Raw genomic sequence first — 16,896 nt, forward strand, 5'->3', positions numbered from 1 at the left:
GGAAATGCCGTTGAAAACCCGCCTGCTTGTTGCCCTGAGCTTTTTGTCTCTTTCCGTCAATACCGCCTTTGCTGATGATATTTTCCCCCATCAGCCGCAGCCGCCTCAGGTAGAGGCTGGTGCATGGGTGCTGATGGATTACACCACCGGGCAGGTGCTGACCGCAGGTAATGAGCACGTCCAGCGTAATCCGGCCAGCCTGACAAAGCTAATGACCGGCTATGTGGTTGACCGCGCGATCGACAGCAAGCGCATTACGCCGGACGATGTAGTCACGGTGGGGAAAGACGCCTGGGCAAAAGGTAACCCAGTCTTTGATGGCTCATCGTTGATGTTTATTAAACCTGGCGATCGGGTGACTGTGCGCGATCTCAGCCGTGGGTTGATCATCGATTCCGGCAACGACGCCTGCGTTGCGCTGGCAGATTATGTCGCCGGCGGGCAAAAGCAGTTTGTCGCCATGATGAACCACTATGTCGAGCAGCTTGGCCTGCATGACACCCATTTTGAAACCGTTCACGGCCTGGACGCACCGGGGCAGCACAGCTCAGCTTATGATCTGGCCGTTCTGTCCCGCGCTATCATCCACGGCGAGCCACAGTTCTACCATATGTACAGCGAGCGCAGCCTCACCTGGAACGGCATTACCCAGCAAAACCGTAATGGTCTGCTGTGGGATAAATCTCTGAATGTGGATGGACTGAAAACGGGGCACACCGAGACGGCAGGATTCAACATTATTGCCTCCAGCGTTCTCGGCCAGCGCCGTCTGATCGCGGTGATCATGGGGGGGCTCAGCTCAAAAGGGCGTGAAGAGCAGGCCCGCAAGCTGCTGCACTGGGGGCAGGATAACTTTGACACCGTACAGGTCTTACAAAAAGGCAAACCTATCGGCAGCGAGCATATCTGGTACGGCGACAAGGCCAATATCAATGTCGGCCCGGACCAGGACGTTTTCCTCGCGCTACCTAAATCAGAAGTGCCGAATATCAAGGCAAAGTATGTGCTGAGCAAACAGGACATGGAGGCACCGCTGGCGGCCAATACCCAGGTCGGCGAGATTCAGCTGTTTGATGGCGACAAGCTTATCTCCCACTGGCCGCTGGTGAACCTCACACCGGTAGAGAAAGGCGGGCTGTTTTCGCGTCTCGGTGACTTCATCAGCCGCAAGCTTTAACCCTTTGTATTGTTAGTGAACCACGCGACTAGCGTGGTTTTTTTTGCCTTTATTTCCTGCGAAGTAGCTCCCAAATCTGGCAGCTTGTGCCCCGCCCTTAAAAAATATAGTGTATAAATGTACAGTGTATTTATTCATCAGCGTGGAGGCAGTATGACATTCAAAGTTCAGCATGTTCCGGCGCGTAAACTGGCCGGCTTTCATCTGGTCGGGCCGTGGGAAATCACGGTTCCTCAAGGTTTTGGGCAACTGGCAATGTGGGCGAAAACCCACAGCGTGAACGGAGACTGGCTGGCCGTTTACTATGATGATCCCGATGTTGTTCCGGCCGAAAAGCTTCGCGTGGATACGGTGCTGGGTGTGCCAGATGATTTCACGCTACCGACGAACAGTGAAGGCGTTATCATCACGGCTATTGAGGCAGATACTTACGCCATCGGGCATGCAACCGTAAAAAATGAAGCGTTCCAGGAAGCCTGGGAAACCTTCTTTGACCAGGTAGAGGCTGACGGTGGCTATCGGTTAACCGGTAAATCCTGCTACGAAATCTATCTCAATGACGGCTCCGCGTCCGGCGTATGGGAAATTGATATGTACATCCCGGTCGCGAAAGTCTGACAGGAGCTCACCATGAAGGAAGCTATCGCAGGATTAAACGTGTTATTCATCGCCGGATATGGTCCTGTTACGCGAGACGTGGCAGCAAGTACCGGGTTCTATAAGCAGGTGCTGGGCCTGCCGCTGAAAGCGATGGAGGGCAATGAGGACTATCTGGCAACTGAACACGGCGCGCTGGATGGCGTGAAGCATTTTGCGCTCTGGCCGCTCGCTCAGGCGGCGCAGTCCTGTTTCGGCGTTGACGGCTGGCCTGAGCACATTGCCGCACCACAAAGCTGGGTGGAGTTCGAAGTTGAAGATGTCGGGCAAGCGACAGACGTGTTAAAGCAGGCTGGTTACCAGATGCTGGTGGATAACCGTATAGAGCCCTGGGGGCAAACAGTGTCACGCTTGCTCAGTCCTGAAGGGCTGCTGGTTGGCGTGACCGTTACGCCCTGGCTGCGTTAGCTTTATTAAATGCGGGCGGCAGTCTGCCGCCCATTTCTGATATTCAGCAAAGAAATGTGAAATATTCCGCGTAAAAGCCCCGCAGCACCCGGCGATATGATTCCTTTGCGAGAAAAACGGGTACAATTTCTTTTTTCTTTCCGGAGAGCCGGGTGTGCGCCCCGACAAATCACTGACCCCGTTTGAAATCCGTATTTACCGCAACTATCGCGTTGCTCACGGTATACGCATCGCCCTGGCTTTTGTGCTGACCTTTGTTCTGGTTCGCCTGCTGAATATCCCCGAAGGCACCTGGCCGTTGATCACGCTGGTGGTGGTGATGGGGCCAATCTCTTTCTGGGGAAATGTGGTTCCGCGCGCCTTTCAGCGCATCGGTGGCACTATTTTTGGTGCGGCGATCGGGCTGATAGCCCTCAAGCTGGAGCTTATTTCCTTACCGCTGATGATCGTCTGGTGCGGGCTGGCGATGTTCCTGTGCGGCTATCTGGCGCTGGGCAAACGTCCCTATCAGGCGTTGCTTATCGGCATCACGCTCTCCGTGGTTGTCGGGGCGCCGCCGGGAGACATGGAGATTGCGCTGTGGCGCAGCGGTGACGTTATCTTTGGCTCTCTTCTGGCCATGTTATTCACCAGCGTTTATCCGCAGCGGGCGTTTATTCACTGGCGTATCCAGATGGCAACCTTCGTGCAGGCGTTCAGCAAAATTTATACTGCGGGGTTCTCGCCAAACCTTGTTGAACGCCCGCGGCTGGAGAAGCCACTGCAGAAAATCCTTAATGATGTGGTTAAGATGCGTGCCCTGATTGGCCCCGCGGGCAAGGAAACCCGTATTCAGAAGTCAGTCTTCGAGGCGATTCAGACCATCAACCGCAATATGGTTTGCACACTTGAGCTGCAGATCAACGCTTACTGGGCGACGCGGGAAAGCCATTTCGTGATGATCAACGCCCATACGCTGCGCGACACGCAGCAAATGACGCAGCGGACGCTGGCGGCCATTTCAAAGGCGCTGTATGAAGGAAATCCTTCACCTATTTCAGCCAACACCGAGAAACTGAACGAAATCGTTTTTGAACTGCGCCAACTCATGGAAGAGGGCAAAGGCAGACAGCTGCAGGAGACGCCTATTCACGGCTATGTCTGGCTCAGCCTTGAACTGGCCCGCCAGCTTGAGCTGCTGTCGCATCTGATTTGCCGCGCGCTGCGCAAATAGCGCGCGTAAAGCACAGAAATGACAATGCTTGTTTCGATTCAGCAGAAATTGAGGTTAAGATAGGACAAGCCCGTTAGTAAGACTGACAAAAAATTGTAATCGTCAACCGCTACTACTAAGGTTATGGCGGTTGTTTTAACGAATCCGAGTACCAATTTAGCAGGGGTGTAAAAATGGAAAATATCAAACCTACCTTCCAGGACGTTCTGGAGTTTGTTCGTCTGTTCCGTCGTAAAAACAAACTGCAGCGTGAAATTCAGGACGTAGAGAAAAAGATCCGTGACAACCAGAAGCGTGTGCTGCTGCTTGATAACCTGAGCGACTACATCAAGCCAGGTATGAGCATTGAAGCAGTGCAGGGCATCATTGCCAGCATGAAAACCGACTACGAAGACCGCGTGGATGACTACATCATCAAAAACGCCGAGCTGTCTAAAGAGCGTCGTGAGATCTCTAAGAAGCTGAAAGTGATGGGCGAGCAGAAAGTTGCCGATACCAAAGCTGAATAACTTCAGCGAAGAAAAAACCGCCTTCATGGGCGGTTTTTTTATGCCTCGTTCACCATAACCCGCAATAAGGTTTCCAGCAGTCCGGGGAACCGCGCATCCAGATCTTCACGCCTCAACGAAATCAGATTCTCACGTCCCTGAGGGCGTTGCCAGATTACGCCGCTATCGCGCAGAACGCGCCAGTGGTGGGTCATGGTCGACTTCGCCACATCCTGACGCAAAGCCCCGCAGGTCAACTCAACGCCTCCGGCAAGCTGTCTGACGATCTCCAGCCGCAGAGGGTTCCCCAGCGCAAAAAGCACATTTTCAAGGCGGATTTGTTCTCGTTCAGGGTGGTTGGCAATCATACTCTTCCTGTAGGCGGTAGCGGCGCTGCGGCCGGCTACTATAACAAACTTGATGCCCTTCGAATGTATCGATATTAACGATAGCTCAAATTGTTCGAATATACTCGTACAATTGTACTATTCTGATGGCGAACAAATCTGGCGGCCATAGTGGCCGTTGCTAAACAGTCAACAAGACTAAGGACATATCATGCCCCGACCCATCCCTCTCGAACGCTATCGCAACATTGGTATTTCTGCTCATATTGATGCCGGTAAAACAACGACGACTGAACGTATTTTGTTTTATACCGGCATGAGTCACAAACTGGGTGAAGTTCACGATGGCGCAGCAACGACAGACTGGATGGCCCAGGAGCAAGAGCGCGGCATTACCATTACGTCCGCCGCGGTGAGCTGCTTCTGGCCGGGTATGGATCGCGGTTTTGAACCGCACCGTATCAACATCATCGACACGCCGGGACACGTGGACTTCACCATTGAGGTGGAGCGCTCCATGCGCGTACTGGACGGCGCCGTAATGGTTTACGACTCCGTGGGCGGCGTGCAGCCGCAGTCCGAAACCGTGTGGCGACAGGCGAATAAATACCGCGTTCCGCGGCTGGCCTTCGTCAACAAAATGGACCGTCCGGGAGCCGATTTCTTCCGCGTGGTGCAGATGATGATTGACCGCCTGAAGGCTAACCCGGTGCCGATTGTGATCCCCGTTGGTGCGGAGGAGCACTTCACCGGCGTGGTGGATCTCATCAAAATGCGCGCCATTTTGTGGGACGATGCGACCCAGGGGATGACGTTCAGCTATGCGCCGGTGCCTGAAGAGCTGCTGCAAACCGCGCAACAATGGCGGGAAAAAATGGTGTCCGCTGCGGCTGAGGCTAACGATGAGCTAATGGATAAATACCTGGAAACAGGCGAGCTGAGCGAGACGGAGATCGTTACCGGTCTGCGTGCCCGTACCATCTCCGGCGAAATCCAGCCGATGCTATGCGGCAGTGCGTTTAAAAACAAAGGCGTGCAGCGCATGCTGGATGCGGTCGTTGAGCTGATGCCTTCTCCGCTCGACATTCCTTCTATTCAGGGCGTGGACGAAAAAGGCCAGACGATTGAGCGCCATGCCAACGACGACGAACCATTCTCGGCGCTGGCTTTCAAGTTGATGACCGATCCGTACGTTGGCCAGCTGACCTTTATCCGTGTTTATTCCGGCGTGCTGCGTAAAGGCGATTCGGTTTATAACCCGGTAAAAGGCAAAAAAGAGCGTATTGGCCGCATCGTGCAAATGCACGCGAACGACAGACATGAGGTAGACGAACTTCGCGCCGGTGATATCGCGGCCTGCGTAGGTCTGAAAGACGTTACTACGGGCGATACGCTAACCGACCCGAATGCGGTGATCACCCTTGAGCGGATGGAGTTTCCCGAACCGGTAATTTCACTCGCTATCGAGCCGAAGACCAAGGCCGATCAGGAAAAAATGGGTATCGCACTGCAGCGGCTGGCGGCAGAAGATCCCTCTTTCCGACTGCATACGGACGAGGAATCCGGCCAGACGATTATCTCCGGCATGGGCGAGCTTCATCTGGAAATTATCGTTGACCGCATGAAACGTGAGTTTGGCGTGGAAGCGAACATTGGCCGGCCACAGGTGACCTACCGCGAAACGATCCGCAAGCAGGTGAAAGACGTGGAAGGGAAATTTGTGCGGCAGTCCGGCGGCAAAGGCCAGTATGGACATGTGGTGCTGACGCTTGAGCCGCAGGAGCCGGGTAAAGGCTTTGTGTTTGAAGATGCGACCAAAGGGGGCGTGGTTCCGCGCGAGTACATTCCTTCGGTGGAGAAAGGCCTGCGCGAAGCCATGAACACCGGCGTGCTGGCCGGCTACCCGGTGGTGGACATCAAAGCCACGCTGACCTTCGGCTCTTACCACGACGTCGACTCTTCGGAAATGGCGTTCAGAATGGCGGCGATCTTTGGCTTTAAGGACGCCGTGCGCAAGGCGAATCCGGTTATTCTGGAGCCGATCATGCACGTCGAAGTGGAAACACCGGAAGAGTACGCCGGTAGTATCATGGGCGATCTCTCTTCCCGCCGCGGCATGGTGCAGGGCATGGAAGAGCGTTTTGGCAGCCAGATAATCCGGGCCGACGTCCCGCTGGCAGAAATGTTTGGTTATTCCACCACGCTGCGGTCTATGTCTCAGGGCAGGGCGACCTACAGCATGGAGTTCCATCACTATGCTGAAGCGCCGCGCAACGTGGCCGACGACATTATCGCCAGCCGCGTAAAAGCATAAGCTGTACTCAAAATGGGCGAGGTTATCTCGCCCATTTTTTTTATCTGCGAGTTAGTTCCCATCCGCTTTGCAACATCCCGTATATGTCAAAAAACACCTGAAGACCGCTCGACCATTCTGAATCAGAGCCATGTTCCGCTTCATTTTTACACAGATAATCCACGATATAGCCTTGTGCCTATATAGTATTTAACCTATATTGAAAAGGATGTCGTATGTGGTCGATAAAAATGACGGATACGTTTGATGCGTGGATCATGGCATCAGATGACATCACTAAAGCCTGTGTTATGGCGGCGGTAGTATTACTGAAAGAGAGAGGTCCTTTGCTCGGTAGACCTTATGCTGACACGGTGAAAGGGTCACAATACGCAAATATGAAAGAACTGCGTATCCAGCGCAAAGGTGATCCACTCAGGATCTTTTTTGCTTTTGATATCAGGCGCTGCGCCATCCTGCTCTGTGCGGGGAATAAAGTGGGCAATGAGAAGCGATTTTATGACGTTATGGTGCCCTTAGCGGACAACGAATTTCGAGCACACTTAAAGCAATTATCGGAAAAGGAGCAAATAGAATGGGTCGAACGCTAGAACAATGGATGGCTCAGGAGAAACCCGAAGTGGTGGCCGCAGCGCAGGCCATGGCCGATGAGATGCTGCTGAATATCCACCTCGCTGAATTGCGCGATCGGGTAAGGAAAACGCAGAACGAGATGGCGCAAAAGCTGGGTGTGAAGCAGCCGACCGTTGCCGAAATGGAAAAAAAAGGCCGTGATATCAAGCTATCTTCGCTCAAACGCTATGTTGAAGCGGCGGGCGGCAAGGTTCAGCTGGATGTTGAACTGCCGGACGGCTCCCATTTTAAAATTGCGCTCTAAAGAGTATTCGGGCAGGAAGACGGCCTATGCCGTCTCCGCCGGATAATCTATGCCTGCCCGGTTTCCTGCAAATGCCGCCACAACACTTTCTCGCCCTCGCGGCGGAAAACCACGGTAGACCAGCGCTCGGTGGTTGAGTCGTTCAGGGTCTGCGTTTCGCGGTAAAGCACGGCGGCACCGTGCTGCCATTCGTCTAGCAGAGTAAGGTTATCAACCTCAATGGCCAGTCCTTCACGGCTGCCGCCGCTGGTACTGAAAAAACCGCAAAGTGCAGGATAATCCAGCCGTGCACCGCTCAGCGCAATCATCGAATAATCGTCAGAAAAGCGTGTCAAAAGCGCCTCCAGTTCTCCCTGGCCCGCGCCAAGCCATTGCTCGATAGCAACGTGGGCCTCAATCACTTCCTTAAACCAGATATTCATTGCTCAGTATTCCTTTTGGATCAGTTGATTTTTAATCTGCTGATTATTCAGCCACAAAGAGTAAACCAGCGGGGCCAGCGTCCCGGCGGCGGCAAAGCTAAAAGTAAAAAGATAAGCTTGAGGCGCGGGCATCACATCCTGTAATACGGTCAGCAGCAGGCTCAGCAGCGCCACGCCAAAGCAAAAGCTCAGTTGGCGATTAATGTTCCACAGCGCGCTGGCTTCCGGCATCGCCTCCGAGGGAATAGAGATAAAAGCGGTGCTCTGCGCCGTGCTGCTGGAAAGGCTCCCGCCCAGGCCCATCAGGGCGTAAGCGGCTACCAGCCACGAGGCTTGCTCGCCGGAGTTGATTTGTGTCAGTAGCAAAATTCCCGCGGCCTGAAACAAGCCTCCGGCAGTAATCAGCGGGCGAGGGCCTAGGCGGTTAAACATCTTGCCGGTAAACGAAATCGCTACAAAAGAAGCCATCGCCCACGGCAGCATCAACATCCCCGTTTGGGTGGCAGACAGGCCCAGCTGCGTTTGCAGATAAACAATGCTGACCAGGCTGGTGCCCATAAAAACGCCAGGAATGCACTGGTAAACAAACATCGCATAGCGCAGCAGAGGGTCCGCCAGCAGCGGCAGGCTGAACAGCGGGGCCGGCTGTCTGCCGTTGCGGCGAATGAACTGCCACAAAATGAATGTACCGCCGACGAGCCACATAAATGCTGATGCATGCGCCGCCGGGTTTCCGGCCTGGGTGACGCCCAGCAAAATAGCGAACAGCCCCGCAGATCCCAGCATCAGTCCTTTAACGTCCAGCGGCTGACGGGCAGCCTGTTTCTCTGCGGATTTTAGCCAAAGTCCCGCGAGAGCCAGCGTCAGCAGCGCCAGCGGCAGACTCGAGAGAAATATCCAGCGCCAGCCGAAAGACTCCACAAGCAATCCGCCCAGCGTTGGCGAAAACGCCGGAGCCAGCAGCGCGACAAGCATAATGGCTGATGAAAGTTTTGCCCGTTCATGCACCGCGAATAGCTGCCAGGTCAGCGCCTGGCCGACGGGGATAAGCAGCCCGCCGCCCACGCCCTGCAAAATACGAGCGGCGACCAGCGCGTTCAGGCCAGGGGCGAGGCCGGATGCCAGCGTACCCAACGTAAAGAGCGCAAGTGAAAGCATAAACAGGCGTTTGGCACCCAGCCACTGGGTCAGCCATGCGCTGCACGGGATAACCAGCGTCAGGCCGCAAAGATAGCCGTGGCTTATCCACGCCAGTTCGCTGACCGGCGCATGCAGCTCTCTCCCCATTTCTGGCCAGGCGACGTTGGAGATAAACATATTGATTAAGTCGAGAAAAAAGCCGAGCAGATAAACGGCGGCGACCCTGTAGCGGTAAGGCATGGCGGCTCTCGTAAAAAAGAAAAGGCGATTTCAGCAGCTTTGGCGGGGCGGATAAATCCCGCTCCGGCTGATACACTGTCAAAAATAATTTGATAATCAGGCGAATTAGCATGCTTAACTTGCAGCGGGTGGCACAGTTTGTGGCCGTGGTGGAGGCCGGGGGATTTACCGCAGCGGCGCAATCAGCGCAGCAAACTAAAGCGGTGATTAGCTTTAACGTTCGCCAGCTTGAGGCGGAGCTTGGCGTTTCGCTCCTCGTACGCTCCACGCGCCGCGTGGCGTTAACCCAGGCGGGCGAGGTGTTTTACCAACGTGCTTTACAACTCTTAAGAGAAAGCGAAGCGCTGGTGGAAGACGTTCAGGGCCATCACGGCGGGTTTTCTGGCGAGCTGAGCATTTCGACAACGCCGGAATACGGCCAGGCAAAAGTTATCCCGGCGCTGAGCGCGTTTGGGCGGCTGCATCCGGGGTTGACTATCCGGCACGAGTCTTCATCTGCGCCGGTTAACCTTATTTCCGGGCAGTTTGACGTTGCCATTCGCCTCGGCAAGCTGATGGATTCGTCTTATCGCGCGGCGCTGATAGAGCGTTTTGATATTGTGGCGGTTGCCGCGCCGCAGTGGCTTGAGCGTAACCCGATCGGCAGCCTCGAGGCGCTGGCCGAAGCGGAATGGGTTATTCATCGTCGGCTGTCAACGCCGCGAGAATGGCAGGTTATTGGGCGAGATCGGGAAACGCGAGACCTAACGATAACCGGGCCAGCTCGCTTCATGACCGACACAGCAGCGGCGCTGATGGCTTTTGTAGTTCAGGGTTGCGGCGTAGGTTTACTGCCAGAATGGCTGGTGCGAAAAGCGATAGAACGCGGCGAGCTTCAATCCGTGCTGCCGGAATACCGTTTCCCGTCGCAGGGAATTTATGCGGTTTACCCGAACACGCGGCATGTTCCGGCGAAAGTGCGTGCGCTGATAGACTTTTTGCAGGAGTGGGAAAGTAACAGACCCGCTTAGCGGGTCCATTTTTAGGCTTACAAAGCTTTTTGAGCCTTGCCCTGCAAGGTTACAGCCGCTGGCGCAGAAGAAATCCCCGGCAGCTCAATCTTCAGGCCGAAGGTCAGCAGCGAATACAATACGCCCCCGGTCAGCATCGAGACGATAACGCCCAGGTTCGCCGTCGCGAAGACGCTGTGGCGGGTTTCTTCCGTCAGCAGGAAGCCAACCACGTGCGCGATGTAAGGATCGCCGGAAGTAATGGTGCCCAGCCCCACAATCGTTGCAATCCCCAGCGACAGCAGCGCCGTCCAGCGGCCGTCACGGCCACCAAATCCAGCTTTATTCGCCATCAATACATCCCAGCCCAGGCGCTTCTGTCGCAGGAAGTCGATCAGCTGAATCGCCCCGGCGGAGCCAATCACTACCGAAATCGAGGCCAGGAACGACTGGAAGGTCGCGAGGAATGAATCGGAAATAAACATCAGGTAAAACGCGCCGAAGCCGATGATGGCCGCGTTTAGCGTGGTGGTTGTGGCGCGGCTGGCCGGAATGCCCAGTGCCAGCAATGCGAGGCCGGAGCTGTAAACGCCGGTGATTGCCGCAGCCAACAGAGAAACGATAATCACGATGGAGAACGGCACGTAGAACCAGAACGGCAACAGGTTAGTCAGCGAGGCGATAGGTGACTGTGCCGCCGCGGTGCTCAGGTCCGGGTTGCTGTCGGCCAGAAACGCACCCAGCACCAGCAGAATGCTTACCGGTAGGGAAATGCCCGTCGTTGTCCAGAAAATAACTTTTGAGGCCTGCGTTTTCTTCGGCAAATACCGCGCGAAGTCGCCGCCGTAGTTCAGGAAGCCCAGGCCCACCATGGTCATCGCCATCACTACGCCGCCGATGTAAGTCAGCAGGTCGCCGTGGGCCGCGCTTTGTCCCAGCTTTTCCCAGTGAATATGCGGCAGCATCAGGAAGATAAAGATGATGCTCATAAACCCGGTCAGCCAGGCGATGTATTTCTCCACCTTCATGATCAACTGGTGGCCATAAATGGCGACCGACATGGTCAGTACCAGGCTGACGATGAACCAGCCGAGAATGCAAACCAGCGTAGGTTTGCCGTCCGCCAGCGCAAATGCCGCGGGCCAAAGTTTGGCAAACAGCGCCGCGCCGGTGGACGATGCGAGGGTAATAATGGTGATTTTCCAGCCCATATTGGAAATATAGGCAAACAGCGTCGGGAATTTATTGCCGTGATAGCCAAAGCAGAAACGGGTTTGGGTCAGCGTCGGCAGGCCGGTTCTTGGCCCGCCGACGGCCAGCACGCCCACCAGGCAGCAGGAAAGCAGGTAGCCGATGATCCCGGCGGTGATCGACTGCCAGACGCTTAGGCCCAATGAGTAAACGTAAATGCCGTAGGTCATCCCCAGAATGGAGACGTTCCAGGAGAACCAAATCGGGAACAGCCCCGATGGTTTGCCGTAACGTTCAGCTTCGGGCACGGCATTGACGCCGTTTGCTTCAACTTTTATGCCGCCAGAGGCCGGCTGGTGTGTAGAGTTTGTCATCGGAGAACCCTTATGGGAGAAATCAATCGCAGAGAATTGCGGTTTCTAAAGCGAGCTCAATCATTTTGTCTAACGTGTTTTGTAGTTCTTCTGCCGTTGGCTCTTCACCCGTAACGCTGCTTACGCAGGCTGTCAGCAGGCTCAGGGCTTTGGCGCGGTACTGCGCGGCGATGGTGAACAGCGCCGAGGTTTCCATTTCCACCGCAAGGATGTTCATCTTTTTGAGGGCAGGGAGCATGCCTTCGGGTTTGTCGTACAGCAGGTCGTTGGTGAAGGTGTTGCCGAACTGGGTCGGAATATTGTGTTTCTCAGCTGCCATCCAGCAGCGGCGCAGCAGGTCAAAGTCCGGTACGGCCGCGTAGTCGTAACCGCCAAAGCGGTCTCGGTTGACCGAAGAAGAGGTGCCCGCGCCGGTGGCGACAATCACGTTGCGCATATCGACGCTTTCATCCACCGCGCCACAGGTGCCGATGCGAATAAGCTGCTTAACCCCAAACGCGTTAATCAGCTCATGGACGTAAATCGATACGGACGGAATGCCCATCCCGTGCGCCATCACGGAAAGGCGCTTGCCTTTGTAATAGCCGGTAAAGCCGAACATATTGCGGGTATCGCACACGCGCTTTGCATCGGTTAAATACGTCTGCGCGATGTACTGCGCGCGCAGCGGGTCGCCGGGCATGATCACGGTTTCGGCAAAGTCGCCGGGGTTGGCGTTAATATGTGGCGTCATCTGACGATCTCCTGGCTGGTTTCATGCAGCTAAGATAGAAACCCCGTCGCTTGCAGAAAAAGGCAAATGTCCGACCGGGCCGACGGCGATCACAAAATTGATTTTTGCTCCGGAAAGAAAAGAGAAACGCCAGGGCTGGCAAGGGATGAGTAAAACGCGGAGTATTGACAATACCGAGGGACGATAGTTAATCTCAGCCGCCTTTTTCGCCGCAGAGTCTGGCGAAACAGGCAATACTTGACGAGTTAGTGACCTTATTGAGCTGCGTGGCAGCCCTGCCGGAGAGCGACAACACCATGAATATTATTCAGCAATTCGCTCAGCGCGGGCACCAGATCCTGCGCGATGCCGTGTACGCCGCGCCGCTTAAAAGCAAAGAGATCGGCCCCGACGAATTTATTCTGCGCCAGGGTGAGGAGATCAAAGCGCTCTACTGGATAACGCTCGGCGAGTACACCATGCACTATAACGCCGAAAACGGGAAAGCGTTCAGCCTGGGACAGCGCTTTGTCAGTGATACCATCATCGGCGAAATTGAATATCTTACCCACACGCCGAGCCAGTTCTCCGTCGTGGCCCACGATAGCATGACGGTAAAAGTCATCCCGCTGGCGATGATGGACACCATCCTGACCAGCCACGCGGAAGTCGGCGTCTGGCTCAGCCAGTTGCTTTCTACCAGCTACCAGCGCGGAATGGCGAGAACCATGGAACGTTTCCTGCAGCCGTTGGTGTTTAACATTGTGGCCGACCTGTATGAGCGCCATCAGCAGAACAAACCGCTGGTGGACTTCTCGCAGGTGTCCCGCGAGGCCGAACGCTTTGGCTGCTCCGAAAGAACCTACCGCCGGGTGATAAACCAGCTGATAGAAGAGCACTACATTCAGAAAGTGGCGCATGAGTTCGTGATTTGCGACATAGAGAAATTCCGTCAGGTGCTGACCCATCCAGGGCGCATTGCCTAGCAAAATTTATGTAGCAAACGGCTAAAAAGCCGGGAAAAAACGATGATAGACTCCGGCAATACGTTATCCACCGTGGAGCAGAGCAGTGAGTGAGTTAGTCGAAAACCAGAACGCGTTTAAGCATGCTTTTAATCATGCACTTTTGCAGGAAATCGCCAACTTAATCGCGCAGCGCTATCCCGCCTTTAACGTCGATGTCTTTCTAAAAAAAGCAGAGAAGCTGGATAAGCTGGAAATGAAGGCCAGGGTCCAGTCAATCCGCGATGCGCTGGCGGCGGAACTGCCGCAGGACTACCCGGCTGCATTGGGCGTAGTGGTCTCCGTGCTAAAAGAGCATAAGCTGCGCGGCTTTGCCGTCTGGCCGTTTGCAGAGTTTATTCAGGTTTATGGCCTGAACCACCCGGAAATCTCCCTCGAAGCCCTGAAAGTGGTCACCGTTTGTTTTACCGCCGAATGGGCCGTAAGGCCTTTTATCAAGCTGGATCCCGATGCGACCATGCGCTTTCTGCTCAAATGTGCGCAGGACGAAAGTGTGGACCTCCGCCGCTGGGCTTCGGAAGGCACACGCCCGCGCGTGCCGTGGGGCGAAAAGCTGCATCTGTTTATCAAAGACCCGGCGGGAACAAGAGCGATTCTGGACGCCCTGAAGTTCGACCCAGAGCTGTACGTCCGAAAGAGCGTGGCCAACCACCTGAACGACATCACCAAAGATCACCCGGACTACGTAATTCAGCTCCTGCAAAGCTGGCAGCAGCAGGCGAAACAGTCCGGCAGTGAAGACGTAAAAAAAGTCGCGTGGATAACCCGCCACTCGCTGCGTACCTTAATTAAGAATGGTCATCCGGATGCGCTGGCGCTAATCGGCGTGCAGCACGGCGCGGACGTCGTGCTGGATGCCTTCCTCATCAAGCAAAAATCGATCGCCCTCGGCGAAAATCTGGAATTTAAAGTCAGCCTGCGCTCAACCAGCGATGCCCCGCAAAATATCGTGGTGGATTACGTGCTGCACTTTATGAAAGCCAACGGCAGCACCGCCCCGAAGGTCTTCAAGCTCCGCGCGTTCGAACTCCCGGCCGGAGGCATAGTCACCATAGAGAAAAAGCACGCGGTGAAGAAAATCACCACCCGCCAGTATTACTCCGGCGTGCAGCGGATCGAGATCCAGGTCAACGGCAAGGTGCTTGGGGGAGAGGAGTGGGAGCTGAATTTATAACGTTATAGCTTATTCAGATAATGCAGCCTTGTGGCTCGGGGCTGCATTACCCCGGCAGGTATCCGTTGAAAACTCGCGTGGCAAACACCTGAATTACCTCTCTCTTATTCTTAATTCAGCAAATTTAACCGCCAATAGCTGAAGTCCTTCCCCCAAAAAATAAAGCAATATAGAAATAAAGAGGCGTGGAAAATTATTGTGGGCCAACCCTGCGGATTTTGCGTTGTTAAATTTATTAACAGGATTAATAAAAACTTAATTCATACGCTTAAGCTTTTCATTGCAGGGGATCTGGCTATTCTTTGCCTCGTCTCAGATTCTAATCTTTCTGCTGTAGTTCTGGATACTGGATAATTGGATAGGATAATTGGATAAAGGATATACGCATGAAAAATAAACTTATCGCATTAGGCGTACTGTCAGGTATGTTTTTAGCCTCAGGCGCCCTGGCTGCGCCAGAGTGGATTGGTGGTAGCACTCAGGCTACAGCCTCGTTTACGGTAAATAAGTTTTCAGAGTTAAAATTTAGCTCAAGCACCGCGAATAAATTTGACGGACTTATCAAGGCTGGTGAGCCGTTATTTGATCTTACGGTGAATGCGCCGCAAGGTATGCAAGTAGCTATAGCTGGTGTGTACTCGGGATTAGGGAGTGCCGGAACTATCGTCAATGATGATGGAGTAACTTCTCAAACTGAAGTAATAGGCATTATTAAAGATAAAAGTATGATAACCCTAAAAGGGATCGATTATGTTCCGAGTGGTGTCACCACAACAAATGCAAATGCTGCTGTTGTCGACGGGACTGGCGCTGATATTAATATTCCATTCGTCGCTTTTAGGGATAATCTATCACCTATGCCGGGTAAATACAATTATACCTTTATTGCACAGGCATTTACCGAGTAACCGCTGGAAAATCTTCCGTTTGTCCGTCTGGCAATGCCAGACGGAGTTTTTAATTAATCTTAAGCACCAGACGTCTAAAAGGTCTGATAGTGAACAGTGGGCCTTAATCATCTTAATTCACATCTTAAAGTTATAGGGTTGCGGCGCATTTTGCTAATCTCCGCCATTTCAGAGAGGTTAGGTATGGAAAATAAACGCTTTACGCTAAGTATGTTCTCAGCCTTGTTTTTAGCATCAGGCGCGTTGGCCACCCAGCCCGAAGGGGGTTCCGGGACAATAGTGACCGCCACAACCGATCTCACGGTCAATCAGTATTCAGCCCTTGAATTCTATGCGGATGACCCGAAAGTATTTTCGGGGCATATAAATAGCGGGGATGTGGTCGCGACGCTGAATGTTAAACTGCCGGGCGCACCGGAAGGTATCAAGGTCGCTATAGCGGGAGAAAGAACCCCTATATCCAGAAATGGTTCTACTGTTACCGTCGAAACCGAGACGGGAGGCATCGTGGCCTCGCTTGATAATACCACCGCAAGCTATGTAATAAAGGAAGCAGAGTACCTTCCATCACGCGCCAATAGAGCGGCGGGCTCAAGTGCTATTATTGTTGATGGTGATACCACCCTTATCTTTAAAGCAATCAGTGATTATACTCCCCCGCCAGGAACATATTCCTATAGTTTTGTAGCGCAAGCATTTTTTGAGTAACCACTAAATATCTTCTTTTATCCGAATGGCAATATTATACATTGCTATTCGGTGTCTTTATTTCATTCACGCAAAGCATAACCCTATTCAGACGTAAAAATCTAACTCAATGGACTGATTTCTCTCGTGCAAAATTTCCGAATAATTTTTTCACGTATGAAATGATACATGTCTGGCAGCATCAGCGAGGGATCTGGGGGCGCACTCGCGGGGCTTTCTCCTCGGCCGTACACTTATGATCTGCAGAAATCGACGCTGCTAGATCTGCTTTACTGTTGATAAATCCGATGTGTTAAGCCGTTATTCGATTTCATCTTTTCAGGATGGTTACGATAAAGATCTTGCCACCGTTGAGTTCAAACACCTCACTTATCCAGATACCTGTATAAAGGTTCCGCTTACCCACGGCTACATCTATCAAACGTCGTATACGCTGAATCGCAAAGTCTATCGATATGGTTTTTTCATCGACAATAACGGATTAATCACCGAACCTGGCGGTGGGAAGTAACGCTTTTGCCTGAACCACCAT

Annotated in this window: 18 protein-coding genes and 1 pseudogene; 14 read left to right on the forward strand and 5 right to left on the reverse strand. The window is 53.5% G+C overall.

The window, feature by feature from the left end:
* Positions 1-10 precede the first annotated feature (10 nt).
* The 5 genes from dacD to CNE01S_RS13275 all read left to right on the forward strand — a co-directional run bounded on the left by dacD (position 11) and on the right by CNE01S_RS13275 (position 3,964).
* Complete coding sequence (gene dacD / locus CNE01S_RS13255) at positions 11-1,177, forward strand: serine-type D-Ala-D-Ala carboxypeptidase DacD (RefSeq protein ID WP_061276707.1); 1,167 nt, start codon at positions 11-13, stop codon at positions 1,175-1,177.
* 153 nt (positions 1,178-1,330) lie between these two features.
* Positions 1,331-1,795 carry a DNA gyrase inhibitor SbmC gene (gene sbmC / locus CNE01S_RS13260; RefSeq protein ID WP_061276679.1) on the forward strand — a complete coding sequence of 155 codons (465 nt, stop codon included), beginning with the start codon at positions 1,331-1,333 and terminating at the stop codon, positions 1,793-1,795.
* Positions 1,796-1,807: 12 nt separating this feature from the next.
* The gene (locus CNE01S_RS13265) at positions 1,808-2,242 is read left to right on the forward strand and encodes a VOC family protein (protein ID WP_061276680.1); all 435 of its coding nucleotides are present in this window, start codon (positions 1,808-1,810) and stop codon (positions 2,240-2,242) included.
* A 154-nt stretch (positions 2,243-2,396) separates the two neighbouring features.
* Complete coding sequence (locus tag CNE01S_RS13270; protein ID WP_061276681.1) at positions 2,397-3,455, forward strand: FUSC family protein; 1,059 nt, start codon at positions 2,397-2,399, stop codon at positions 3,453-3,455.
* Positions 3,456-3,628: 173 nt separating this feature from the next.
* Positions 3,629-3,964 (forward strand): DUF496 family protein, encoded by a 336-nt coding sequence (locus CNE01S_RS13275; RefSeq protein WP_038481379.1) that lies wholly within the window; start codon positions 3,629-3,631, stop codon positions 3,962-3,964.
* A gap of 38 nt (positions 3,965-4,002) precedes the next feature.
* On the opposite strand, the gene CNE01S_RS13280 is transcribed toward CNE01S_RS13275, so the two are convergent.
* Entirely contained in the window at positions 4,003-4,311 is a 309-nt protein-coding gene (locus CNE01S_RS13280) for an ArsR/SmtB family transcription factor (RefSeq protein WP_061276683.1), read from the reverse strand.
* A 190-nt stretch (positions 4,312-4,501) separates the two neighbouring features.
* Here CNE01S_RS13280 and fusA point away from each other — a divergent pair, with 190 nt between their 5' ends.
* From fusA to proR, 3 genes are all read left to right on the forward strand, one after another.
* Positions 4,502-6,604: an elongation factor G gene (fusA, locus tag CNE01S_RS13285; RefSeq protein WP_061276684.1), complete on the forward strand. Its 2,103-nt coding sequence runs from the start codon at positions 4,502-4,504 to the stop codon at positions 6,602-6,604.
* A gap of 215 nt (positions 6,605-6,819) precedes the next feature.
* Complete coding sequence (locus tag CNE01S_RS13290; protein WP_061276686.1) at positions 6,820-7,194, forward strand: type II toxin-antitoxin system RelE/ParE family toxin; 375 nt, start codon at positions 6,820-6,822, stop codon at positions 7,192-7,194.
* Positions 7,179-7,481, forward strand: coding sequence for a transcriptional regulator ProR (gene proR / locus CNE01S_RS13295; protein WP_061276688.1), 303 nt, complete (start codon positions 7,179-7,181; stop codon positions 7,479-7,481). Before CNE01S_RS13290 ends, proR begins: the two co-directional genes overlap by 16 nt.
* Before the next feature lie 47 nt (positions 7,482-7,528).
* On the opposite strand, the gene CNE01S_RS13300 is transcribed toward proR, so the two are convergent.
* Positions 7,529-7,903 carry a hypothetical protein gene (locus CNE01S_RS13300; protein ID WP_061276689.1) on the reverse strand — a complete coding sequence of 125 codons (375 nt, stop codon included), beginning with the start codon at positions 7,901-7,903 and terminating at the stop codon, positions 7,529-7,531.
* Between the two features lie 3 nt (positions 7,904-7,906).
* Entirely contained in the window at positions 7,907-9,283 is a 1,377-nt protein-coding gene (locus tag CNE01S_RS13305) for an MFS transporter (protein WP_061276690.1), read from the reverse strand.
* Positions 9,284-9,393: 110 nt separating this feature from the next.
* On the opposite strand from CNE01S_RS13305, the gene CNE01S_RS13310 reads away from it, so the two are divergent.
* The gene (locus CNE01S_RS13310) at positions 9,394-10,293 is read left to right on the forward strand and encodes a LysR family transcriptional regulator (RefSeq protein WP_061276692.1); all 900 of its coding nucleotides are present in this window, start codon (positions 9,394-9,396) and stop codon (positions 10,291-10,293) included.
* Positions 10,294-10,310: 17 nt separating this feature from the next.
* Here the strand turns inward: CNE01S_RS13310 and CNE01S_RS13315 are convergent, their stop codons facing one another.
* Positions 10,311-11,837, reverse strand: a complete 1,527-nt coding sequence (locus tag CNE01S_RS13315) for a purine-cytosine permease family protein (protein WP_061276694.1) — start codon at positions 11,835-11,837, stop codon at positions 10,311-10,313.
* Positions 11,838-11,859: 22 nt separating this feature from the next.
* On the reverse strand, positions 11,860-12,570 hold the full coding sequence (gene deoD / locus CNE01S_RS13320; protein ID WP_061276695.1) for a purine-nucleoside phosphorylase: 711 nt from the start codon (positions 12,568-12,570) through the stop codon (positions 11,860-11,862).
* Positions 12,571-12,818: 248 nt separating this feature from the next.
* Between deoD and CNE01S_RS13325 the strand changes: the two genes are divergently transcribed.
* From CNE01S_RS13325 to CNE01S_RS25980, 5 genes and pseudogenes are all read left to right on the forward strand, one after another.
* Positions 12,819-13,535: a Crp/Fnr family transcriptional regulator gene (locus tag CNE01S_RS13325; RefSeq protein ID WP_245874405.1), complete on the forward strand. Its 717-nt coding sequence runs from the start codon at positions 12,819-12,821 to the stop codon at positions 13,533-13,535.
* Positions 13,536-13,620: 85 nt separating this feature from the next.
* The gene (locus CNE01S_RS13330) at positions 13,621-14,748 is read left to right on the forward strand and encodes a DNA alkylation repair protein (protein ID WP_061276697.1); all 1,128 of its coding nucleotides are present in this window, start codon (positions 13,621-13,623) and stop codon (positions 14,746-14,748) included.
* Positions 14,749-15,134: 386 nt separating this feature from the next.
* A complete protein-coding gene (locus CNE01S_RS13335) occupies positions 15,135-15,656 on the forward strand; it encodes a hypothetical protein (protein WP_061276699.1) in 522 nt (173 codons plus the stop codon).
* A 183-nt stretch (positions 15,657-15,839) separates the two neighbouring features.
* Positions 15,840-16,364: a hypothetical protein gene (locus tag CNE01S_RS13340; RefSeq protein ID WP_061276701.1), complete on the forward strand. Its 525-nt coding sequence runs from the start codon at positions 15,840-15,842 to the stop codon at positions 16,362-16,364.
* 262 nt (positions 16,365-16,626) lie between these two features.
* A pseudogene (locus CNE01S_RS25980) lies at positions 16,627-16,875 on the forward strand (lipoprotein); the annotation flags it as partial.
* Positions 16,876-16,896: the final 21 nt, after the last annotated feature.

The sequence above is a fragment of the Cedecea neteri NBRC 105707 = ATCC 33855 genome (genome assembly GCF_001571265.1).
Classification (GTDB): Bacteria; Pseudomonadota; Gammaproteobacteria; order Enterobacterales; family Enterobacteriaceae; genus Cedecea; species Cedecea neteri.